At 63.9% G+C, this 20,438-nt stretch carries 21 protein-coding genes and 1 tRNA gene; 9 read left to right on the top strand and 13 right to left on the bottom strand.

Annotated elements, in window-relative coordinates:
- Nucleotides 1–20: 20 nt before the first annotated feature.
- Both ACZXDY_RS06520 and ACZXDY_RS06515 read left to right on the top strand, forming a co-directional pair.
- Nucleotides 21–1,001, top strand: coding sequence for a transglycosylase SLT domain-containing protein (locus tag ACZXDY_RS06520; RefSeq protein ID WP_464344918.1), 981 nt, complete (start codon nt 21–23; stop codon nt 999–1,001).
- 275 nt (nt 1,002–1,276) lie between these two features.
- On the top strand, nt 1,277–2,452 hold the full coding sequence (locus tag ACZXDY_RS06515; protein ID WP_464344917.1) for a DUF2336 domain-containing protein: 1,176 nt from the start codon (nt 1,277–1,279) through the stop codon (nt 2,450–2,452).
- A 153-nt stretch (nt 2,453–2,605) separates the two neighbouring features.
- Here the strand turns inward: ACZXDY_RS06515 and ACZXDY_RS06510 are convergent, their stop codons facing one another.
- The 5 genes from ACZXDY_RS06510 to ACZXDY_RS06490 all read right to left on the bottom strand — a co-directional run bounded on the left by ACZXDY_RS06510 (nt 2,606) and on the right by ACZXDY_RS06490 (nt 8,006).
- Nucleotides 2,606–3,187 (bottom strand): Hpt domain-containing protein, encoded by a 582-nt coding sequence (locus ACZXDY_RS06510; protein ID WP_464344916.1) that lies wholly within the window; start codon nt 3,185–3,187, stop codon nt 2,606–2,608.
- A gap of 17 nt (nt 3,188–3,204) precedes the next feature.
- Nucleotides 3,205–3,750, bottom strand: a complete 546-nt coding sequence (locus tag ACZXDY_RS06505; RefSeq protein WP_028163272.1) for a response regulator — start codon at nt 3,748–3,750, stop codon at nt 3,205–3,207.
- A gap of 83 nt (nt 3,751–3,833) precedes the next feature.
- A complete protein-coding gene (locus ACZXDY_RS06500; RefSeq protein ID WP_028163273.1) occupies nt 3,834–4,613 on the bottom strand; it encodes an NAD kinase in 780 nt (259 codons plus the stop codon).
- Between the two features lie 251 nt (nt 4,614–4,864).
- Entirely contained in the window at nt 4,865–7,030 is a 2,166-nt protein-coding gene (locus tag ACZXDY_RS06495; protein ID WP_464344915.1) for a CHASE2 domain-containing protein, read from the bottom strand.
- Nucleotides 7,031–7,337: 307 nt separating this feature from the next.
- Nucleotides 7,338–8,006 (bottom strand): hypothetical protein, encoded by a 669-nt coding sequence (locus tag ACZXDY_RS06490; protein ID WP_028163275.1) that lies wholly within the window; start codon nt 8,004–8,006, stop codon nt 7,338–7,340.
- 360 nt (nt 8,007–8,366) lie between these two features.
- On the opposite strand from ACZXDY_RS06490, the gene ACZXDY_RS06485 reads away from it, so the two are divergent.
- Entirely contained in the window at nt 8,367–9,956 is a 1,590-nt protein-coding gene (locus tag ACZXDY_RS06485; protein ID WP_464344914.1) for a S10 family peptidase, read from the top strand.
- Between the two features lie 1,446 nt (nt 9,957–11,402).
- Here the strand turns inward: ACZXDY_RS06485 and ACZXDY_RS06480 are convergent.
- Nucleotides 11,403–11,939, bottom strand: coding sequence for a tetratricopeptide repeat protein (locus ACZXDY_RS06480; RefSeq protein ID WP_464344913.1), 537 nt, complete (start codon nt 11,937–11,939; stop codon nt 11,403–11,405).
- 296 nt (nt 11,940–12,235) lie between these two features.
- Here ACZXDY_RS06480 and ACZXDY_RS06475 point away from each other — a divergent pair, with 296 nt between their 5' ends.
- From ACZXDY_RS06475 to ACZXDY_RS06460, 4 genes are all read left to right on the top strand, one after another.
- Nucleotides 12,236–12,514, top strand: coding sequence for a His-rich protein BRANT (locus ACZXDY_RS06475; RefSeq protein WP_464344912.1), 279 nt, complete (start codon nt 12,236–12,238; stop codon nt 12,512–12,514).
- Between the two features lie 211 nt (nt 12,515–12,725).
- Nucleotides 12,726–13,154 (top strand): hypothetical protein, encoded by a 429-nt coding sequence (locus ACZXDY_RS06470; protein ID WP_464344911.1) that lies wholly within the window; start codon nt 12,726–12,728, stop codon nt 13,152–13,154.
- A 264-nt stretch (nt 13,155–13,418) separates the two neighbouring features.
- Entirely contained in the window at nt 13,419–14,135 is a 717-nt protein-coding gene (locus tag ACZXDY_RS06465) for an outer membrane protein (protein ID WP_208827245.1), read from the top strand.
- A gap of 153 nt (nt 14,136–14,288) precedes the next feature.
- On the top strand, nt 14,289–14,528 hold the full coding sequence (locus ACZXDY_RS06460; RefSeq protein ID WP_028163280.1) for a hypothetical protein: 240 nt from the start codon (nt 14,289–14,291) through the stop codon (nt 14,526–14,528).
- Here ACZXDY_RS06460 and ACZXDY_RS06455 read toward each other — a convergent pair.
- From ACZXDY_RS06455 to ACZXDY_RS06425, 7 genes are all read right to left on the bottom strand, one after another.
- On the bottom strand, nt 14,505–14,804 hold the full coding sequence (locus tag ACZXDY_RS06455; protein ID WP_051396658.1) for a hypothetical protein: 300 nt from the start codon (nt 14,802–14,804) through the stop codon (nt 14,505–14,507). The two genes, ACZXDY_RS06460 and ACZXDY_RS06455, sit on opposite strands and share 24 nt — an antisense overlap.
- A gap of 353 nt (nt 14,805–15,157) precedes the next feature.
- Nucleotides 15,158–15,583 (bottom strand): hypothetical protein, encoded by a 426-nt coding sequence (locus ACZXDY_RS06450; RefSeq protein ID WP_464344910.1) that lies wholly within the window; start codon nt 15,581–15,583, stop codon nt 15,158–15,160.
- 153 nt (nt 15,584–15,736) lie between these two features.
- Nucleotides 15,737–17,605, bottom strand: a complete 1,869-nt coding sequence (locus ACZXDY_RS06445; RefSeq protein WP_464344909.1) for an acyltransferase family protein — start codon at nt 17,603–17,605, stop codon at nt 15,737–15,739.
- Between the two features lie 86 nt (nt 17,606–17,691).
- Nucleotides 17,692–17,883, bottom strand: coding sequence for a hypothetical protein (locus ACZXDY_RS06440; protein WP_028163283.1), 192 nt, complete (start codon nt 17,881–17,883; stop codon nt 17,692–17,694).
- 44 nt (nt 17,884–17,927) lie between these two features.
- Nucleotides 17,928–18,080 (bottom strand): hypothetical protein, encoded by a 153-nt coding sequence (locus tag ACZXDY_RS06435; protein ID WP_464344908.1) that lies wholly within the window; start codon nt 18,078–18,080, stop codon nt 17,928–17,930.
- Between the two features lie 92 nt (nt 18,081–18,172).
- Nucleotides 18,173–18,247: transfer RNA gene (locus tag ACZXDY_RS06430), tRNA-Thr, on the bottom strand.
- 122 nt (nt 18,248–18,369) lie between these two features.
- On the bottom strand, nt 18,370–18,816 hold the full coding sequence (locus tag ACZXDY_RS06425; RefSeq protein WP_464344907.1) for a hypothetical protein: 447 nt from the start codon (nt 18,814–18,816) through the stop codon (nt 18,370–18,372).
- Nucleotides 18,817–19,032: 216 nt separating this feature from the next.
- On the opposite strand from ACZXDY_RS06425, the gene ACZXDY_RS06420 reads away from it, so the two are divergent.
- Both ACZXDY_RS06420 and ACZXDY_RS06415 read left to right on the top strand, forming a co-directional pair.
- Nucleotides 19,033–19,728 (top strand): HoxN/HupN/NixA family nickel/cobalt transporter, encoded by a 696-nt coding sequence (locus tag ACZXDY_RS06420; protein ID WP_028163285.1) that lies wholly within the window; start codon nt 19,033–19,035, stop codon nt 19,726–19,728.
- 160 nt (nt 19,729–19,888) lie between these two features.
- On the top strand, nt 19,889–20,365 hold the full coding sequence (locus ACZXDY_RS06415; RefSeq protein ID WP_456644644.1) for a hypothetical protein: 477 nt from the start codon (nt 19,889–19,891) through the stop codon (nt 20,363–20,365).
- The last annotated feature ends 73 nt before the right edge of the window (nt 20,366–20,438 follow it).

The raw sequence follows: 20,438 nt of genomic DNA, 5'->3' as shown, positions 1-20,438 counted from the left end.
GAGGAGCGGGGCATCAATCGATGGCGATCGATACATTCAACGCCGGGACGGCGGCAGGTGTCGACCCGACGCGCGCGAAGATCGCGGGTTCGATCAAGCAGGCGGCGTCCACCACCGGCACGAGCTTTCAATACCTGCTCACGACCGCCAAGATGGAATCCAACTTCAACCCGCGGGCTTCCGCGTCGACCTCATCCGCGCGCGGGCTGTTTCAATTCATCGACCAGACCTGGCTCGGCACGGTGAAGGAGGCGGGGGATAAGCTCGGCTACGGCAAATATGCCGACGCCATCACGAAGAATTCTGACGGCAGCTATTCGGTCAGCGATCCGCAGGCGCGGGCCGCGATCATGCGATTGCGCGACGACCCGGATGCCGCGTCGGCAATGGCCGGCGTGCTGACGCAGTCCAACAGCTTCAAGCTCACCGGCAGCATCGGCCGTCGCCCGACCGATGCCGAGCTCTACATGGCGCATTTCATGGGCGTCGGCGGCGCAGCGAAACTGATCTCGAGTGCCGAGGGCAATCCGAACGCCAGTGCCGCGCAGATGTTCCCGAAGGCGGCCGCGGCCAACAGTTCGATCTTCTACGACGGTTCGGGACGCGCCCTCAGCGTGTCGGAAGTCTATTCGGTGCTGAACGCGCGCTATGCCGGCGCTGCCAATTCCAGCGCGACCCGCACTGCTTTTGCCGCGGCCGGCGGCGAGATCGCGAGCGCTGCGCCCGCGCCGGCGATCGACAACGCCGCCTACCTCTCAAGCTTCCCGGATTCCCGCGCGGTGTCGCCTGTGGCCGGCTCGCAGACGGCGTCCGCTCCGGGCGATCCGATGTTCCGCTCGCTGTTCCAGGCCGGCGACCGCGCCGAGCCGATCTCGCCGACTGTGCAGGAGCTATGGGGTCGCTCGTCACAGGTCGCCTCGCTCTCCGGCCAGACTCCCGAAGTGCGGCCGCCTGGCCGCCTCGACCTCTTCAGCGACCGCAACGGCATGTTCTCGGGCTGACGCTCCGCACGGGTGGTTGCCCCTCATGGTGAGGAGCGCGGCACGCGCGTCTCGAACCATGAGGCCCCGATCTCGCCCGCGGCCATCCTTCGAGACGCCTGCCGTGCAGGCTCCTCAGGATGAGGTCGGTGTACTTGGAGGCAGCCGCTCATCATTAACGAAACGTCAATAAACCCAAAGAGTTATGGTGAACGCTTTGTTAAGCGTCATGGTTTATCTTTGGTTACGTTGGCACTGCATCACCGTGTCGTCTCGTTGCGTAAGCCGGAAGCACCATGATCGTTCGGCAGTTCATCAATTGGATCAGGACCGCTTCGGCAGGGGAGCGGGCCGAGGCCACCCGGGCATTGGCGCGGGCGTGGTTGATTTCAGACCTTTCCGAGGACGACCGCATCGCCGCCGAGGGCGCGCTGCTGATGCTGCTCGACGATCCCTCGCCGCTGGTGCGGCAGGCGATGGCCGAGGTGTTCGCGCGCAGCGCCGAGGCGCCGGCGGCCATCGTGCAGGCGCTCGCGGTCGACCAGCCCGCAATCGCGATGCCGGTGCTGGAACATTCGCCACTCCTGATCGATGCCGATCTCGTCGACATTGTCGCGACCGGCAACAACGAGATGCAATGCGCGATCGCGCGGCGGATCAATCTGCCTGCATCCGTCGGTGCGGCGATTGCCGAAGTCGGCTGTGCCGCCGCGGCGCTCGAATTGATCGAGAACGCGAATGCGGAACTCGCGCCGTTCTCATGGGACCGCATCGTCGAACGGCACGGCCATCTTGCCGCGATCCGCGAGGCGATGCTGGTGCTGGAAGGCCTGCCGGCCGCGACCCGCATGGCGCTGGTGGCAAAGCTGTCGGAGACGCTGGCGCAATTCGTGGTCGCCCGCAACTGGCTCCCCGCCGATCGGGCTGATCGTATCGCCAGCGAAGCGCGCGAGCGCTCGACCGTTCACATCGCCGCGCGCTCGCGCGGCGAGGAGATGCGCGGCCTCGTCGCGCATCTGCGCGCGACCTGCCAACTGACCGCGGGTCTGATCCTGCGTGCGCTGCTCTCGGGCAATATCGAGCTGTTCCGCGCAGCCCTCGCCGAACTCTCCGATCTGCCGCAGGCGCGCATCGCCGCGCTGTTGCATGACCGCGGCGCCGCCAGTCTCGACGCGCTATTGATCCGCGCCGGCCTGCCGGAATCTACCTTTGCCGCCTTCCGTGCCGCGCTCGAGGCAAGCCACGAAGCCGGCTATGTCGACAGCATCGACGGCGCGGTCAGGCTGCGCCGCCGCATGGTCGAGCGCGTGCTGACCCATTGCGAGACCGATCGGCAGGCCGCCGAACCGCTGTTGATCCTGCTCCGCCGCTTCGCCACCGAATCCGCGCGCGAGGAAGCACGCGTCTTCTGCGAAGAGCTGGTCGCGGAAGAAGCGCTTGCACCGCTCGAGCACGATTTGATCGCGGCGTAGGCTGCGCTGTCGCCACAAATCGGATGTCGTCCCTGCGAAAGCAGGGATCCATAACCACGAGTCTTTGTGGTTTGCTCCGCTGCAACCGCTTGCGCGCTTCCCAATGAGCGCCTGTGGTTATGGGTCCCGGCTCAAGGCCGGGACGACAGAGAGCTATTCCGCCGGTGCGATGCTCGGCGCGAGGATGGCTTCGAGATGTTCTGGGCGGTCGTGGTTGACCTTGACCAGGAATTCATCGGCGATGCCGCGGAGCTGCCTGCTGAGCGCGCTTGCCATCACGGCGGTGTCGAGCTTGGTGCGCTCGCGCACGATCGCCTGGATCGCGTTGATGTGGTGGGTGATCAGCTCCGCCGGCACCTGGTCGAGATCGGGGGCGTGCTCGATGATGCGGCACAGGCTTTCGGCGGCGGCGCCGGCGGAGGGAAAGCCGAAGGTCGCGGCGTCGCCCTTGATGTCATGAGCGGCGCGGAACAGCTCTTCGCGCGTTTCATGCGAGAAGCCGTGGCGCAGCACAGTGGCGTGCGCGGCCGACAGCCGGTCGGCCTCGATTGTCATCCACTGCTTGAATTCGCCGGAGAGATCCGCAAGCGCCTGCTCGGCGCGCGCAACGGGGTCGTCATGATCGATGTCCGGGGGGATGCGGCGCAAGACTCCGCGCAACGGATTGGGTTGCGTGATCACATGATGCGTGGCGAAGGTCTTGATCTCGACCGCGCCCGGTTTCTCTTGCGCCATGATGATCTCCTCGCCGCCTAGATCGCGGAACGTGCCTTATCGAGCAGCGACGGCTGTTGCATCACTTCCATCTCGCCGCCGATGCGGCGCTCGGGCCCGATATAGGTGTTGCTGGTGTTGCGGCGGCGGTCCGGGCCGAAATAGGTCTTGGTCTTGATGAAGGGGCGGGGGTTGGCAACGACATTGAGGATGCGCTGGTAAAGTCCCTTGGCCGAGATCGGCTTGGCCAGGAATTCGGTGACGCCGGCATCGCGCGCCACCGTGACGCGGCGCTTCTCCGAATGCGCGGTCAGCATGATGATCGGCGCGTAGGGATTGGCGTTGGATTCCGGCTGCCGGATCATCTGTGCGAGTTCGAGCCCGTCGAAAATCGGCATCGACCAGTCGGTGATGACGATGTCCGGGACGTAGTGGGTGTACATTTCCAGCGCGGTGGCGCCGTCTTCCGCCTCGTAGACTTCGCGCGCGCCGAACGAATGCAACAGCGTCCGCAGAATGCGGCGCATGTGCGGATTGTCATCGCAGATCAGAAACCGCAGCTTGTTGAAATCGATGCGATACATGTCCCGCCCGGCCCAAACGGCATTACCCGACGTTAACCATATCGCTGTGGCGGTTAAGGAAAGGTTGCGAGGAGGGGGGAGGATCAGTACCCGAACTGCTCGCGCAGGATGCGCTCTTCCAGGCTGTGGCCGGGATCGAACAGCATGCGTATCGAGATGGTCTTGTCGGTCAAGACCTCGACGCGGCTGACGTCGCGCACTTCGTCATGGTCGGCGACCGCCGCCACCGGGCGCTTTGTGCCTTCCAGCACCTCGATCACGACGAACGCCGAATTCGGCAACAGCGCGCCGCGCCAGCGCCGCGGGCGGAAGGCGCTGATCGGGGTCAGCGCGAGCAGGGCGGCGTTGATCGGGATGATCGGGCCCTGCACCGAGAGGTTATAGGCGGTCGAGCCGGCGGGGGTGGCGACCAGGATGCCGTCGGCGATCAGTTCAGGCATCCGCTCGTGCTCGTCGATCAGGATGCGCAGGCGCGCGGCCTGATAGGTCTGGCGGAACAGCGCGACCTCGTTGATGGCGTGATGCAGATGCACCGCGCCGTGAATGTCGGTGGCGCGCATCAGCAGGGGGCTGATCAAAGATTCCCGCGAGGCCGCCAGCCGTTCGCGCAGATTGTGGGTCGCGTACTCGTTCATCAGGAAGCCGACGGTGCCCCGATGCATGCCGTAGATCGGTTTCCCCGAACGCATGTTGGCGTGCAGCGTCTGCAGCATCAAGCCGTCGCCGCCGAGTGCGACCACGACGTCGGCGTCCGCCGCGTCGCAATTGCCGTAGAGCGCGGTCAGTTGCGCCAGCGCCGCCTGCGCCTCGGTGCCGCTGCTGGCAACGAAGGCGATCTTCTCGTATCGCTCGGGACTGGTCATGGCACGACAAGCTCGGCTCTGGTTGCGCGCCGTTCCGCGCCGCGCCCGTCTATACAGCTTGGCCGCGCTTGTCGAGATCAGAAGACCGGCATTTCGGGGTCACAAAACGGCTCGGGTGGCCGCTCGGCAGGGCCGCCCGACACAATTCCGCAATGATCGGGCCTCGTAGCCCGGGTGGAGCGCAGCGCAACCCGGGACTTCTGCATCCGCGTTTACCAGGGGTCCGCTTCGCTCCACCCGGGCTATGTGCCTCATTTCTCCTGCAGCGTGCGGATCGGCTCCCAGTCCCCGCCCGGCGGCTGCGCGGCCATCTGCTCGGCGCGCTCGCGAAACAATGCGGCCGGCTTATCGGTCGCGGCCGAGCGGCCGAAAGCCTCCGTGGCGAGGTGGAATTCGCCGGCGCGCCAATGCGCGAGTCCTTCGCCGTAAGTCTTGATCAGCGCCTGCTGCGCTTCCGACAGCGCATCCGCCCGCGCCACCAGCTCGTAGATCTTCAGCGCCTGATTCCGTCCTTTGACGCGGACTTCGTCGAGCTCGCGCCAGGCAAAGCCGCTGCCTGCGAGCGCCACCGTCGCGTCCGAGGCGATGATGGTGGTGCCGTAGAACTTGTTGGCGCCTTCGAGGCGCGAGGCGAGGTTCACCGCATCGCTCATCACGGAATAATTGAAGCGCCGCCGCGATCCGAAATTGCCGACCAGCGCCTCGCCGGAATTGATGCCGATGCGCTGCGCGAGCGGATGGTCGCGGAAGGCCGGCGAGGTGGCGTTGAGCTCTGCAAGTCGTGTGCAGCAGTCGAGCGCCGCGCGCGCCGCGTTCGCAGCATGGTCAGGATCGTCGGCGGGCGCGCCGAACACCGCGACGATGGAATCGCCGATATATTTGTCGACATAGCCACCATGGGCCTCGATGACATCGGTCATATCAGAAAGATATTCGTTCATCAGCGACATCAGCCGGTCCGGCGGCATGTTTTCCGCGATCGCGGAGAAGCCCGCGAGGTCGGAGAAGAACACGGTGACCTCGCGCGCTTCGCCGCCGAGCTCGGGCAATTTCTTCGACGACAGCATGCCGTTGATGACGTGTGGGGCGAGATAGAGCGCAAAGCTCTTCTGCAACAGCCGGCGGTCGCGATCGGTGACGGCGAAGCGAAGGCCGACCATCGCCGCGAGCGCAGCCGTGCCTGCCGCGAAAGGCTCGACCAGCGGAAGCGCCAGTGCGTGGGTGAAGGCGAACGTGGCGCCGACGAGCCCGAGCGCGCTCGCCGCTGCGCAGCAGAGGACGGCGGTGAATGGCCTGAATAGGCGCGCCGCCGTTGCGGCCAGCGCGGCAAACAAGAAGGCGATCAGGAACGTCGGCAGGAGGCCGGGCTCGCGCGCCGCGTTGCGGGTGATCAGGTTGTTGACGGCGGTGGCGTGGATATACACGCCCGCGATGGTGCTGCGCGCCACGCCCGGAACGGCCGGCGGACTGGCGTCGGGCGCGCAGCGCGGCAGAGGGCGCCTCCCGTCGCCTGCGGTGGCAAATCGTTTGGATGTCGCCTGGCGGTCCTCGATGTCGAGCACGGTGCCGATCAGGACGATCTTGCCGTCGAACCAACGCCGGAAATAATCCTTCCCGCCCTTGGCCGCGCAGGCGCGCAGGTCGGCGAAGGAAAAGGTCGGGATGTCGTCCGCGCCGCCGGCAAAGTTCAGCGTCATCGTGTTCGGCACCGGGCTCGGAATCCGGTAACCGGCGAGCGTCACGTTGCCACTGGCGTCGCTGTCGGCCGTCGCACCAAGCGCACGCGATGCCAGTTCGAGCGCCATGCCGGAAACCCTTGCGTCGCCGACGACAAAGGTCAACGGCACCCGCCGCACCGTGTCGTCGCTGTCGGTGTGGACATTGAGCGGACGGATGTTCTGCTGCTGGCGGACGGCAACGCGCTGTCCGGGGGAGGGGAGGATCGGCTGATCCCCGCGCAGGATCTCGCCGAGCACGACCTTGCCGGATGTGGAGGCGGAGGCGAGGGCGCGCAGGAAGTCGCGATCGAAGCCGCGCACCTTTTCGCCCAGCACGCCGTCGCCGAACGGAATTTGCGACAGCTCGATCGAGGTCGGGATCACCAGGTCGAAGCCGACGACCTTGGCACCGCCATCGATGATCGCGCCGAGCACGTGGCCGATCTCGCCGGTCCAGGTCAGCGTGGGCGATCCCTTGAACGGCGCCGCGCGATAGCTTTCCTCGTCGATCGCGACGACAACTGTGGGGGAAGCGGTGGGGTCGGGTGCGCTCTGGAATATCCTCCAGCGCAGCGCGGTCAGGATGTCGAGCGAGAGGCCGCGGATCGGCTCGAGTGCGGGCGAGATAGAAATGGCGGCGCAGACGAGCGCGATCGCGGCGATCGTGATCACCTCGTGCGCGGTGCGCCCGATGCTCAAGGTCGCTGATCCTGGCTGGCGCGGGAAGATTTTCTCTCGAACAGTGAGGCGTGTTCGACTTCACCTCGGTCCGCGTGCGGGGAGAGGTCGAAATTCAAGCCAACGGGTCGGCGCGAAGCGCCGCCCGATGACAGGCTCCGCTTGAATTTCGGGTGAGGGGGAATCTCGGCGAACACGTCTGTCACCGTGTCCGTGGAGAGAGCCCCTCACCCCAACCCTCACAGAGCGAGCTTCGCTCGTCTCGGCCCCGTAAGAACGGGGAGAGGGAGAAGCGCCAGCAGTGGCCCCAAGGCAGTTTCATCACGAGCTAATTCATCCGCAGCAGGCGGCCGACGATCGGCGTGGGGCCGGGCTTGGCTTGCGGGTCGACGCGGAAGACGATCTGCGACGACTTGAAGGTGGCGGCGTAGAGGCCGCCCGGGACCAATGCACCGTTCTCGCGGGCGAAATCGAAGAACCTGCCCTTGAGCTGGGTGCCGCCGAGATCAACCTGCTGACGCTCACCGGGGATGTCCAGGCGCTTCACGATCAGCGTGCCGCGTCCTCTTGCCTCCACGAATGGCGAAGCGCCGTAGAGGGTGAGCTGCGGTTGCGGCAACGAGGTCTTGTTCGCATCGACGCTGCGCAACACGGTGGCGGCGACCGCGCTGGTCGCCTGCGTCGTGGCGTGCGTCTGGTTGGAATCGCAATCGGTCTTTTCGGCCTTGAGGTCAGCGAGATGCACGACGCTCTCCTCGGTGCCGACGATCACCGTGCCGATCCCGGAGATCGCTTCGCGCCGGCAAGAGGTCATATAGCTCAGCACGATCGAACCACCGTCCCCGATCTTGATTACGGTCTTCGGGGCTACATAATCCATGAACTCGGCGCCGGTGACCTTGCCTTGCACGTCCTCGACGACGGCCACCGGTGACTCGGCCGCCGCCGGCGAAGCCAGCGCAAGCAGGCCGACACAAATGGCAATCGCTCGTTTCATTTCGGGAACCCCCCTCGAAGATAGAATTTCGTTAGTCGCGGTGGCGCCGTTTTGGTTCTGTGGATCGAATGGTTGGGTTGGCAACCTTGTGGATGTGACGGATATCACTCAATTGTCGCCGCGGACAACCTGATCGGCGCGTATTGTCGCAGGCCTGTCGCATTCATCGCGGTGCAAACCGGCTGGCGCGATTGTGATTTCCACACAATTCCTCCCGTTGTGTAGCTGCATCCCCGATGGACGCCGCAATTCGCGTCGTAGCCCGGGTGGAGCGCCGGCGTAACCCGGGGGCGCTCTCTATGTTGACGCAGATGTCCCGGGTTTCGCTTGGCTGCACCCGGGCTACGAAGGAACTGGGACATGGCAAGCTGGGTCGGAACACAGCGCAACGCGCGCACGCGCATGATGGTCGCGCTGCTCGCATTTTCAGTCGTGAGCGGCGCGTGGGCGCAGGACGCGGGCGATACCCCCAAACCGTCATCACAGTCAGATTCGCCGACGACGCAGGCACCGGCGGGTCGTAAAGGCGGCGCAGACCGCAGTGCGGCAGCCAATCCACCGTCGGCGTCCGAGCAGCACCGCTTGCCGCCTGACTCCACGACCAAGCAGACGCTGGCGCTGCCCAGACATAGCTTGGAGTTCACGGCCACCGCGGGCTCGATCCGCCTGTTCGACCAGAAGGGCGAGCCGCAGGCCGATATTGCCTATACCTCCTATCAGCTCGACGGCACCGATCGGACGAATCGCCCGGTCACCTTCCTGTTCAACGGCGGGCCGGGCGCATCGTCGGCCTGGCTGCAGCTCGGCAGCGCCGGACCGTGGCGGATTGCGCTGGGCGGCGAGGGAGCGGTGTCGTCGGCGTCGCCCGAACTGGTGCCGAATGCGGAAACCTGGCTCGACTTCACCGACCTCGTCTTCATCGATCCCGTCGGCACCGGCTATAGCCGTTTTGTCGCGACCGGCGACGACGTGCGCAAGCGCTTCTTCTCCGTCGACGGCGATGTCAATGCGATCGCGCTGGTGATCCGTCGCTGGCTCGAGAAGCACGAGCGGCTGCTGTCGCCGAAATATGTCGTGGGCGAAAGCTATGGCGGCATCCGCGGACCGAAGATCGTGCATAACCTGCAGACCGAGCAGGGCGTCGGCGTGAAGGGATTGATCCTGCTCTCGCCGCTGCTCGATTTCCGTGAATTCCAGGGCACGAGCCTGCTGCAATATGTCGCGAGCCTTCCGAGCATGGCCGCGGTCGCGCGGCAGAGGAAGGGCCCGGTGACGCGCAGCGACGTCGCCGATGTCGAACAATACGCGCGCGGCGATTTCCTGGTCGACCTTGTCAAGGGGCAGGCCGACAGCGAGGCCACGGCACGGCTCGCCAACAGGGTGGCGGCCCTGACCGATATCGATCCGGCGGTAAGCCGCCGCCTCGCGGGGCGTTTCGATATCTCCGAATTCCGCAGGGAATTCGATCGCCGCAACGGCAAAGTGACCGGCCGCTACGACGCGTCAGTCGAAGGCTTCGATCCCAATCCGGATTCGAGCGTATCCCGCTTCGGCGATCCGTCCGGCGATCCGCTGATTGCGCCGCTGACGAGCGCGGTTGTCGACCTCACCAGGGGCAGGCTGAACTGGCAGCCGGACGGATCCTATCATCTTCTCAACGGCAGCGTCGCCGGCTCCTGGGATTTCGGCCGCGGGACAAACCCTGCCGAGTCGGTCTCACAGCTCCGGCAGATTCTCGCGCTCGATCCGAAGCTGAAGCTCCTGGTCGGCCACGGCCTGTTCGATCTCGCGACTCCTTACTTCGGCTCGGCGATGGCGCTCGACCAACTGCCGGCCTTTGCGAGCCCGGACCGTGTCAAACTCGTCGTCTATCCCGGCGGCCACATGTTCTATTCCCGCGACACCTCACGCCAGGCATTCAGAGGCGAGGTCGAAGCGGTGATGAAGTAGGCGAGAGCGATTGACGTTCTCCGCCTGCGTATTCAAACAGCGCGCTCTCTAGGAGACCCTCATGGTGACGAGCGCGTCTTCGCGCGTTTCGAACCATGAGGCCTCGATCTCACCCGCGCCATGCCTCGAGACGCCGCTTGCGCGGCTCCTCGGGATGAGGGTCGTCGCATTCATCGCGCAAGGGACGTGACAATATTTTGCAGTCTACTTGAAGTTGCCGCCTCGCGTGATCGGGCAGCGCTTCTGTCGTATGACGCGCATCATTTTGCTGATGCAAAATTCACGTTTTTGAGAGTCGTGATTGAACCTGAGAACGTGCGGCACTGACCAATTCAGTGCTGGGGATTTCAGGGCCCAGTGACGACCAACGCCACCAAGCAATACTCATTGCGCTCGGTGGCGTTTATTTTTGGCGAAGCTGTTTCGCCGCAAGCCCCACCGTCGTCATTCCGGGACGCGCGTAGCGCGAGCCCGGAATCCAGTTCTCCACCTGCACCCGCGGCTCGATGGATTCCGGGCTCATCGCTGCGCGATGCCCCGGAATGACAGCGTGTGTTGAGGCGCGAGCTGCGATAAATCAACCCGTCGGGGCAAATCAGCAAGACCCTGTCCAGCCCCCACACGAAAAACATTCCGCTTTCGCCGTCGGGCAAATCAGTGATTTAACTCCGCGCGTCTCACGGCGGATGAGGGGCGGCTCGCGATCGTCACGAACGTTGCGGTGAGATGCGGTGGACGCGGGTGTCACGACTGACGAGCGTGATACTCACGGACGGCGAAGTCGTGTGGTCCTGGCGCCCCGACGCTGGCGCTAAGTTTTTTGTGCGAAGAAGTTCGTGCGAGAGATGACGGTGGCAAGAAAGCCCGGTCACCGGGGAGAGTACGAAGTAAGCCGTAAACCACCGCGCAGGGAAAGCCGGAATGCTTCGGTTGAACCTGTGGTCCTACCCCCGTGCTTTTTGTTGCACGGGACCCACGGGTGCAGCCGGCACCCGGCTTTCCCTGCGCCCTCTGTCTTCAAGGAGGGTGGGAACTAGTGCAAAGCTCGGGCAACTCATGCCGCGAGAATGCGAACTCACATCCCCACGCTGTTTGAAATTTGAATCACAACTCGCGGCGAGGCCGTAGGGTGGGCAAAGCGAAGCGTGCCCACCATCGCGAGCAGGGCGTTGGATGGTGGGCACGGCGCTGATGCGCCTTTGCCCACCCTACGGCTCCGCACCGCTTGCTCGCGCCACAACCACTCCTTGTGGTTATGGGTCCCTGCTTTCGCAGGGACGACATCGTAGGATGGGTAGAGCGCAGCGAAACCCATCATTCGTGCCGCCTGCTCCATCGCGATGGGTTTCGCTGCGCTCTACCCATCCTACGGGATCATTCGGTGGCGCGGCACTGAATGGTGGGCACGGCGCGTGCGCCGTTGCCCGTGACACGGCAACTATCGCCTCAATACACCAGCCCGGTGCCGGGCGGCTTCTCCAGCGCGGCGGCGAGCGAGCGGTATTCCTCGCTGCTCGTGCCGGCGAGCTGGGCGATGCGGTTGAGATGATACTGTGCCTGGTCGCGGTTGCCCTGTTCGACCTGCCACAGACCGTAATACTGCCAGGTCTTGACGTGGTTCGGATCGGCCTTCAGCGCGCGCTCGTACCAGACCTGCGACAGCTTGTAGTCGCCGAGCTTGCGATAGGAATAACCGATCAGGTTGGCGACAGCGGCGGTGTCGTCGCGGTGCAGCGCCTTCAATTGCTCGATCGCGTTGGCATAATCGTGGCGGTCGTAGATCGTGGCATAGGCGGTGTGATAGCCATTCTCGAAGGCGGCCTGTTCGACGTTCGGACGAATCTCCGACTTCTTCTTGCCCTTGGGCGGCGGCGGGGGCGGATCGTTATCCGGCGCGGCATAGACCGCGGTAACGACGGGCGCTGCCGCAAGCGTCAGCGACAACATGGCGAGCGTCAACAGCCTGATCGCGAATTTCTGCATGCCTCTCTCCTGATGGTCAGCCCGGCGATCCTATACCGCGGCCCGTTTCCTTGAACACCCAGTGCTCGGAAACATTCCCGCTTCGGCACGCCATTTTGAAACTCACGCCTCGCAGACGTGACGCGGTCAGGACTTAACGCGGTCGCGGACATGAACAGGATGTCATGGAGATGAACGAATTCCGTCCGCGCGTTTCAGCGTGGGTTCAGCGCCGCCGACTTAAGGTCGTCATCACTGATCGGCGAGCCCGGCCATCCGACCGGAAGTCTCAGCGATCCCTGGAAGAGGAGACAACCATGCTCAAGACCATTTCCGCGGCGCTGCTTGCAGTTTCCGTGATGGCGGCGCCCGCGTTTGCCGGCAACTATGGCAAGACGACCCAGGCGCCGGTGATCAAGTCCGAACTGACGAAGTCGAAGGCGCTGCATGCCAACGCCAAGATGGCGCGCCATCATCATAAGCACCAGCGCTACGTCCGCCATCATGGCCACCACAAGCACATCGGTGTGATCAAGACGCATGTCACGCCGAAGGTCGCGGTCAAGCCCATCGTGCGGCCCGCCAAGCGCGGCTGAATCCTGACTTCCACGACTGGTCCGTCCGCCGCGGCTTTGATCCACATTGCCCCACCGCGCCGGCGGATATCAGGCCCACCCACGGCCATTGCATCCCCAATGGCCGTGGGATGGTGCATTGAGGCGACGCCGAGATGCGAATTCCCTTTCGCCGCTGGCCGGTCTAAGAAACTGCCGGGACCGATGCAGTCGACTTTGGGGCGAAGGGAACTTGGCGAAGACAGCAAGACTTACGGCAATCCTGCTGTTGCCGATCGCGCTCGGGGCGTGCTCCGCATTCAGCAGCGACGACAACAGGTCGATCAGCTTCACCGATGACCGCGGCGTCGCCGACCAGCCGTATCCGAATAATTACCGCGCCGAGACCCTGGCGTTCATGCACACCTATCTCAACGACCCCACCGGCGTACGGGACGCGGCCATGGCTGAGCCGGTGCAGCGGACGGTCGGTGGGCGGCAGCGCTACGTCACCTGCCTGCGCTTCAGCGCCCGCGACTCGGACGGCGCCTATCGGCCGACGCGGGAGCGCGCGATCGTGTACGTCGATGGCCGGCTCGACCGCATGATGGAAAATGCTACCGAGCCTTGCGCCAGCGCGACCTACGCGCCATTTCCTGAGCTGGAGAAGATGTCGCGGTAGCGGCGGCTCGGTGGCCGCAGGGTTACCGGGATGGGATCACTTTTCGGCGAGGGGTGAACCTCTGCTTAGTCAGATCCGACATCCGTTCTGGTGGCCGGCTCCGGATTAACCGGAGGGAAAATTCTTCCATGCAATGGAACCAACGGGTGTTGCGGCGCTGTCACTGTGACGAACAAGTGATGCTCTGGCGGTGCCCCAAAGCAACCTAATTGAAGTCACGTTGTTTGGTTTGATGTCGCGTCGTGGAGTGAACGGGGAAGTACCATGAAGAAGTTTTTGCTTGGCGCAGTCGCCCTGGCCGCATTCGCCGGCCCCGCTTTCGCGGCTGACATGCCGGCACGGCCCTATACCAAGGCACCGCCGGCCTATACGGCGCCGGCGTTGGTTTACAATTGGACCGGTTTCTATATCGGCGGCCATATCGGCGGCGGCTTCACCGACGGCAACAATCTGCTCGGCAGCGACGCGCGCTTCCTGGGCGGCGTGCAGGGCGGTTTCGACTATCAATTCGCGCCGAACTGGGTGGTGGGCGTCGAGGCGCAATACAGCTGGCTGCCGGGCAACAGCAATAATGGCTTCGTGTTCCCCGCTGGAACGGTGGTGACGGGCAATACCGACCAGCTCGGCTCGGTGACCGGCCGGCTCGGCTACACTTGGGGTCCGGCGCTGCTCTACGCCAAGGGCGGTTACGCCTGGCGTGAGAATAGCAATATCGGCGTCGCCTTCGCCGGCGTGCCGCAGCCCTTCACGACCGACGGCAACCGCAAGGACGGCTACACGGTGGGCGCAGGCCTCGAATACATGTTCGCGCCGAACTGGTCGGCCAAGGCCGAGTACCAGTATTACAATTTCGGCCACACGACCTTCACCTCCGGTCCGGCCGAGATCGTCGGCTCCCGCTTCCGGGACGACGAGCATACGGTCAAGGTCGGCGTGAACTACCGCTTCGGCTGGGGCGGGCCGGTCGCTTCCAAATACTGACCGCGGGTTTCCGCGGGGGGCGAGGGCCGGCTTTCCGCCGGCCCTTTTGCTGCAGGGCTACCGGCGCCGCGGAAAATATTTTTTTGCGGTGCACGGAACTTTCACGCTCGATGGTTTATTATGCCGGCCGCCGGGCCAGGTGGACACACGAACATGCGTGCTTTTGCGTTAGCGTTGATTTTTTCTGCGGCGATATCGCCATGCCTTGCCCAGACCGTGCTGAAATCCGAACCGCTGATTCTCGCGCCCTACGAGGTCGCCTTTGTCCAGGATCCGGCCTGCGGGGTCGGCAAGGTGCTCAAGGTCACCGGCGCGATCAGGGGACTGCACCGGCGTAAGGCGTGCGTGACGCTGGCCTCGGAGCAGGCCTCACTGGTGAGCGCGACGCCGTAAGGCTTTTTCCTGCGGCGGCTCGGGCGGCGAGAGCTGCGGCTCGCTCCGCGCCTCGCGTTCGGCATCGGCCTTGTTCTTGGCGGGATCTTCGTTCGGCTCCGCCTGGCAGGGCCTGATCTCGTAATCATTGTCCAGGACCGGACGCGGGGCGGCCTTGTCCTCGTCCGTGGCGACATCGACGACCAGGCCGCTCTTCCGGGCGACCTTCCAGACATCCGCCTCGGTCGGATAGGCCTTGCTCAGCTTGGCATCGTTGGAAAACAGCGCGTACGGCATTCTTAGCTCGTGGCTCCGCAAAGGCAGTCAACGCCAACCCCGCCCCCGGGTTTCAGCACCGCCAACCGTCTTGTTTCACGCCCAGGTGAGGGCGTCCGTCACCCCGTCTTGAGTCCCTAATAAGTGGTGAATCCCCCAAAAAAGAATCCGCAAGACTCCGGTGCTAGAATCGCCGGATGCTCCAGGCCATGACAACGGTTCTGCACACATCCAGCGAACGCGTGCATGTCACGCTCACCGCGGCGCTGTTGGTCGCCTCTGTGGCCAATATGCTGCTGGTATGGGCCTGGCTCTGACCGCCAAGACCTGGCGGGACAGCCGGGGGGATTATTCTATTCGGCGGAGCGAGGCGGCTAGGTACCCTCGCTCAGGGTGGCGCGGACCTTGGCCATGGTGGCACGGCAGTATTCCTCGCGCTCCCGGGTAAACCGCTCCTGGTGGGCGCGGAAGCTTGCCACCCGGGCACGGATTTCGGCCTGGAAATCGGCGGGGAGGTCGAGACCCGCGATCTGAGGCGGCTTCGCCTGAGACAGCCTTGCCTCAGGGTGCATTGTCTGAGCAGGCATCGTCTGAGCCGGGTTGGGCGGGACGGCGATCGGGAGCGGTGGAGGTTCGGCGAGCACGGCTTCAACGTTAACCACGGCGGTGGTTATGGTCGCGCGGACGGTCGTCTCGGTGGCCGGCGACAACAACTCGGCGTCGGGCTTCTTGCCGGTCACCGATTGCACGAACGCCATTGTCTGAGCGATCAGGAGATCGCGTTCCTTCATCCATTTCATGGCACACCTCGGCCTTACTCGACTGCAGCAAAGGTTGCCTTCGGAATCAAGCATCCCAAGTTATGGCAGTCCCAATTTCCACCGAGGTGACAAAAGAGTAACACCGCGTCAATCGGAAGAGATCGTTTACCATAACAGGGTGATGGCAAGTCCTCACGGGCGCGATGGAGACGGCAGCAATTCCTTGCCGATCGCTCTGATGAGAAACTTCGAGCCGGCGTCGGAGAGGTGCACGATATCGGTTATCAGCACCTGGTTGGCATCGGTCCCGATCCCCGTCAGACAGCCCGCAGCATTGCATAGCGTATGCCAGGCAGAGATGTACTCGATGCCTTCGGCTTTGCTGAAAGCCTCCATCCGCTGATCGTTGTCCAAGCCTGATACGCCCGCCGCGATCCGCTCCGGAATCTCGTGCCAAATCCGGTAGTGATTGACGAGCGTATGGGGAAGCGTTCGCTTCCAGACCGGCAGTGGACCCAGGATGACGATGCGCCGGACCTTGCTGGCGCGCAGCCGCGCGATCGTTTCGTGCAGCTTGCCGAGATCGTTGTTCGTGCCCCACATCGCATGGAGCAGCACGACGTCCGGATGCGCGGACTGAAGTAGGCCGAAGGCGGTGCGATGGACTTCGTCGCAGCGTGCGTTCGCGCCCGAATCCAGGATCGGCGCGCAGCCCGGCGCGCTGAACCTCGCCAGGCGGAACGATCCGCTCGCAGCCTCTGCTTCCTTCAAGCCCGGATAGAGCGCTGCCGCCGTCGAATCGCCCCACAAAAATACGAGCGGCTGCGTTCCCTGCTCGATGCAGTCTGCGTTGAATTCAGCGCCCGGCGTTTCCAGGAAACACCTGTCGCTAAATCCCGCATTGTCCTTCGCCTGGGTCCGCGCGATCGCCTGCACCTCCACAGGAAAACGAAAATCGAATCCGGCCGCGGCGATGGTCACGATACCGGCAAGGCCGACGAGCGCGAGACCGAGCGCTAGTCTCTTGACTGCCCGGTCGTAGTGGCGAAGCGGAATTTCGACAAAGCGGAATGTCAGCCAGGAAAGAATCACGGAGACGGCGACCGCCGCCCAAATCTCCATCACGTTCGGCACGCCGTTGCGCAGAATGCCGAGATAGGACAGGACCGGCCAGTGCCAGAGATAGAGCGGATAGCTGATCAGGCCGATCCATACCATTGGCCGGTTCGACAGCAGCATCTTGTTCACCGCCGAATTTGGCGTGGCGATCAGGAGTACCGCGCCGAGCACCGGCAGCAGGGCGTAGAGGCCTGGGAATGCGCTGGCGCGATCCAACAGCAGCGCCGGGCCAAGGATCGCGGCAAGGCCCAACAGAGCAAGATACTCGCCGATCCGCTTGTCCCAGCTAACGCTCTTCCGTACGAGCACCAGGTGGGCAAGAAGTCCGCCCGCGAGCAACTCCCAGGCGCGTGTGAGCGGTGAGTAGAACGCGACGGTCTCGTAGCCGAAGAAGATGCTCAGGCTGAACGCAAACGACACCAGCGCGATGACCGCGATCCATCGGCCGCGGATTGCGGTTGCGGAGAGAAGAAGGATCAGCGGCGGCCAGAAGATATAGAACTGCTCTTCGACGCCCAACGACCACAGATGCAGCAGCGGATTGTCCGCGGCGGCAGGCGCGAAATACCCGGTCTGCCTGAGCTGGAACAGATTGGCCGCAAAGGCAACGCCGGCAGCAATGTTCTCGCCAAGCAGGGTGAATTGATCGGGCAGCAGCGCGAACCATCCGACCAGATAGGTCGCGGTGAGCACGACGACGAGGGCTGGAAAAATGCGGCGAACGCGCCGCGCATAGAAATCGCCGAACGAGAAGGTGCCGGCATCGACCCTCGTCAGGATGATCCGCGTGATCAGGAAGCCGGAGATGACGAAGAAGACGTCAACGCCGATGAAGCCGCCCGGCACCAGCCAAGGCTGGGCATGATAACCGACGACCAGCAGAATGGAGATTGCCCTCAGCCCGTCGATATCGGGCCGATAAGCCGTTTCGTGATGCGCCATTGTGCGGATGATGTACCCGGTCCACGGCGACGCCGCCAGAGCGGGCAGGGGCCCGCTTCATCACGTATCAAATGTTTGTGGCCCGCCTAGCTCGCGGGAAGTGGTGTTGCGGTCGTCTCGGCCAGCCGTTCGGCGGCCTTTGCTTCGATCAGGTCGGCGTAGCGGTCATATTCATCGGCCATTTCGAGCAGTTTTTCGCGAACGTCTGCATCGATGACCTGATAGGCCAGCCGCTTCGCTTGCTCGGATTGAAACCGGTAGTGCTGCGTGTCGGACATGTGGGTACCTCGAACGTATGTCCGGCACCAACCGCAAAGGTTCATCAGGCAGCGGCAGGCTTCTTGTCCTGTCGAATCTCGACGTCGAACCAGCCCATCTCCTTGAGTTCGTGCGCCTTCTTCAGCGCGGCATCCTCGCTCTCGCGTCTTAGGACGATCTGCCCGGTGCCGTCGCGGGCGTAGATGAAATAGGTCATTCTTAAAATCCTGTTCGGCTGAAATACGCGCTCCGACAACGGAAATAATTGAAACAATCTTGGCGCAAAACACGGCGCTTTGATGAAGCGGATGGTGCCGGCTGAGGGGATTGAACCCCCGACCTTCAGTTTACAAAACTGCTGCTCTACCGCTGAGCTAAGCCGGCGATTTCGGCCGCTCGCATATCAGACTTGGGAGCGGAGGGCCAGAACCTGAGGGCAGCCAGGCGAGACGCATGCAGGAAAAAGGCGGCCGGGTGGCCACCTTTTCCCCAACTGGTCGATTGGGTTACTGGCAGGGGTGGCGGCGGCCATCCTCGCCGCGGAACCAGGTGCCGGGCGTGCAGACGAGGCCGTTACGCTCGGCGTAGCTCTGGGTGTAGTAGCCGCCCCGGTAGCCGTTATCGAAACCGGCAAATGGCGCAGTGGCGACAGCGGCCGCCGTGCCGACGGCGCCTCCGACAACCCCGGCGGCGACGTTGCCCGGCCAGAAGCCGCTGCGATCGTCCCAGCGGGCGTAGCTGTTGTTCCAGCCATTGTTGTACTGATAGGCGGCGGCGCGACGCTGCTGGTAGCTGCCGGTATAGGGATTTCCCGGTCCTTGGTTCTGGCAATTGGCGTTCGGATAGAACTGAGCGCAATAGCCGGGATTGTAGATCACCTGTTGCGCCCCGGCGGGAGCGGCCAGGGCGGAAGCGAGCAGCGCGGCGGTGCCGACGATAGCGAGTGGTCTCATGGTGAGCTCTCCTTGAAGTCGCAACCGACACCAAGCGGCCGCGCGGCGGGCCTGTTCCAACGATCCTGTTCACACGATTTCAAACCGAAGTGATCGCAGCAAGCGCATCAAGAGAGTGGTACTCGCGGACGTTGATACGCCGCCGATTGTGGAAGGAGTGGCCTGACAAGGGTCGCCACTTCGTGTCAAATAGGGGCATCAAGCGGACGGGGCGGAATGTTTGGAATCCTGGGACTTGGTTTTCTGTTGGGCATGCAGCACGCGCTCGAGCCCGACCATATCGCCGCCGTCTCCAGCATAGCCGCGCGCCGGACCCATGTCGGCGACATCGTCAGGCACGGGCTGACCTGGGGACTCGGTCACACGCTGACACTGTTCTGCTTCGCGGGCGCCGCCATCCTGCTCGGACACGCGATCCCGGAGACGGTGGCCCAGCCGATCGAAGGAGCCGTCGGCATCATGCTGGTCGGGCTTGGCGTCCACGTGCTGTGGCGTCTGTGGCGCGACCGCGTCCATTTCCACCGCCATGGCCACGGCGACGGTACGGTGCATTTCCACGCCCACAGCCATGCCGGCGAGACGACGCCCCATCGTGCCGCGACGCATGTCCACGCGCACGGCTTTCGCTGGCGCACGCTGCTGGTCGGCCTGATGCACGGCATGGCCGGCTCTGCGGCGCTGCTGGTGCTTGCGGTGTCGCAGGCCGCAAGCCCGATCGTCGGACTGGGCTATGTCGCGCTGTTCGGGATTGGCTCGATGATCGGCATGGGCGCGCTGTCCACGGTGATTGCAGTGCCGATCGCGGCCTCCGCGCGCTGGCTCACCTGGGCCAATCGCGGCCTGCAAGGCGCGGTCGGGCTCGTGACCATCGCGATCGGTATCAACACCATCGTCGAAACACTGCTGGTGTAAGCGCCCGCGCATACGGCGTTAACAAATGCTGATCACGATCGCCCGCAATTGAGCGAGCCGGCATGCTCACGCGTTAGGCTTACCGGCAGTTTGGCCTGTCGCTTTAACCTTTGGCTGCGCGCATTCGATTAGGTTGCTGAACGAGACAGGAAGGCAACCAATGCGCGTTGGCATTACAGCGGGGATTCTTTTGGCGATGACGTCAACGGCCTTTGCCGGTGGCGGCTCCGGCGGCGGCTTCGATATCGTCGTTCCCTATCGCCGGGGCGTGCCGATCATCATCAACGGCATCGACGCTTCCTATGCCGTGATCGAAGGCGAATGGGGTCTCGGCAAGAACGTCCACGTGCAGCCAACCATCTATGGCGGCCGCTACATCGATCCCGAGCCCAATGTCGGCCATTATTATCCGAGCCTCGGCCACATGCCGGGCTATGGGCGACTGGAGATCGAGCCGCCGTCGAACCGGCGCCTGCCGAAGCCGGCCGAAAGCTATCACCAATCCTGGTCCGCGCAGTCGATGCCGCTGCCGGCGCAGTCCAATCCGCCGGTCGATGCGCCGCCCATCATCTATGCGCCGCAGTATGACCAGTCCCCAGGCGACCATCGCCGCCGGCCGCCGAGAATTCCGCGCTAGGTCGTGTGGACAGTTACCGCAACCAAAGCAGAGTTGCGGCAATAGTGACGACGGCAAAGTAATTTTTGGCGGT

Source organism: Bradyrhizobium sp. LeoB3 (genome assembly GCF_055456055.1).
The sequence above is the reverse complement of the archived record's forward strand: the minus strand, read 5'-3'. Positions and strand labels throughout refer to the sequence as shown.

Excerpts from the sequence above, each read along its gene's own strand:
- ACZXDY_RS06415 (WP_456644644.1), top strand. The coding sequence starts at position 19,889 with ATGCGCGTTGGCATTACAGCGGGGATTCTTTTGGCGATGACGTCAACG.
- ACZXDY_RS06460 (WP_028163280.1), top strand. The coding sequence starts at position 14,289 with ATGCGTGCTTTTGCGTTAGCGTTGATTTTTTCTGCGGCGATATCGCCA.
- ACZXDY_RS06425 (WP_464344907.1), bottom strand. The coding sequence starts at position 18,816 with ATGAGACCACTCGCTATCGTCGGCACCGCCGCGCTGCTCGCTTCCGCC.
- ACZXDY_RS06435 (WP_464344908.1), bottom strand. The coding sequence starts at position 18,080 with ATGACCTATTTCATCTACGCCCGCGACGGCACCGGGCAGATCGTCCTA.
- ACZXDY_RS06505 (WP_028163272.1), bottom strand. The coding sequence starts at position 3,750 with ATGTATCGCATCGATTTCAACAAGCTGCGGTTTCTGATCTGCGATGAC.
- ACZXDY_RS06515 (WP_464344917.1), top strand. The coding sequence starts at position 1,277 with ATGATCGTTCGGCAGTTCATCAATTGGATCAGGACCGCTTCGGCAGGG.
- ACZXDY_RS06480 (WP_464344913.1), bottom strand. The coding sequence starts at position 11,939 with ATGCAGAAATTCGCGATCAGGCTGTTGACGCTCGCCATGTTGTCGCTG.
- ACZXDY_RS06445 (WP_464344909.1), bottom strand. The coding sequence starts at position 17,605 with ATGGCGCATCACGAAACGGCTTATCGGCCCGATATCGACGGGCTGAGG.
- ACZXDY_RS06440 (WP_028163283.1), bottom strand. The coding sequence starts at position 17,883 with ATGTCCGACACGCAGCACTACCGGTTTCAATCCGAGCAAGCGAAGCGG.
- ACZXDY_RS06475 (WP_464344912.1), top strand. The coding sequence starts at position 12,236 with ATGCTCAAGACCATTTCCGCGGCGCTGCTTGCAGTTTCCGTGATGGCG.
- ACZXDY_RS06450 (WP_464344910.1), bottom strand. The coding sequence starts at position 15,583 with ATGAAATGGATGAAGGAACGCGATCTCCTGATCGCTCAGACAATGGCG.
- ACZXDY_RS06455 (WP_051396658.1), bottom strand. The coding sequence starts at position 14,804 with ATGCCGTACGCGCTGTTTTCCAACGATGCCAAGCTGAGCAAGGCCTAT.
- ACZXDY_RS06490 (WP_028163275.1), bottom strand. The coding sequence starts at position 8,006 with ATGAAACGAGCGATTGCCATTTGTGTCGGCCTGCTTGCGCTGGCTTCG.
- ACZXDY_RS06520 (WP_464344918.1), top strand. The coding sequence starts at position 21 with ATGGCGATCGATACATTCAACGCCGGGACGGCGGCAGGTGTCGACCCG.
- ACZXDY_RS06510 (WP_464344916.1), bottom strand. The coding sequence starts at position 3,187 with ATGGCGCAAGAGAAACCGGGCGCGGTCGAGATCAAGACCTTCGCCACG.
- ACZXDY_RS06420 (WP_028163285.1), top strand. The coding sequence starts at position 19,033 with ATGTTTGGAATCCTGGGACTTGGTTTTCTGTTGGGCATGCAGCACGCG.
- ACZXDY_RS06465 (WP_208827245.1), top strand. The coding sequence starts at position 13,419 with ATGAAGAAGTTTTTGCTTGGCGCAGTCGCCCTGGCCGCATTCGCCGGC.
- ACZXDY_RS06500 (WP_028163273.1), bottom strand. The coding sequence starts at position 4,613 with ATGACCAGTCCCGAGCGATACGAGAAGATCGCCTTCGTTGCCAGCAGC.
- ACZXDY_RS06485 (WP_464344914.1), top strand. The coding sequence starts at position 8,367 with ATGGCAAGCTGGGTCGGAACACAGCGCAACGCGCGCACGCGCATGATG.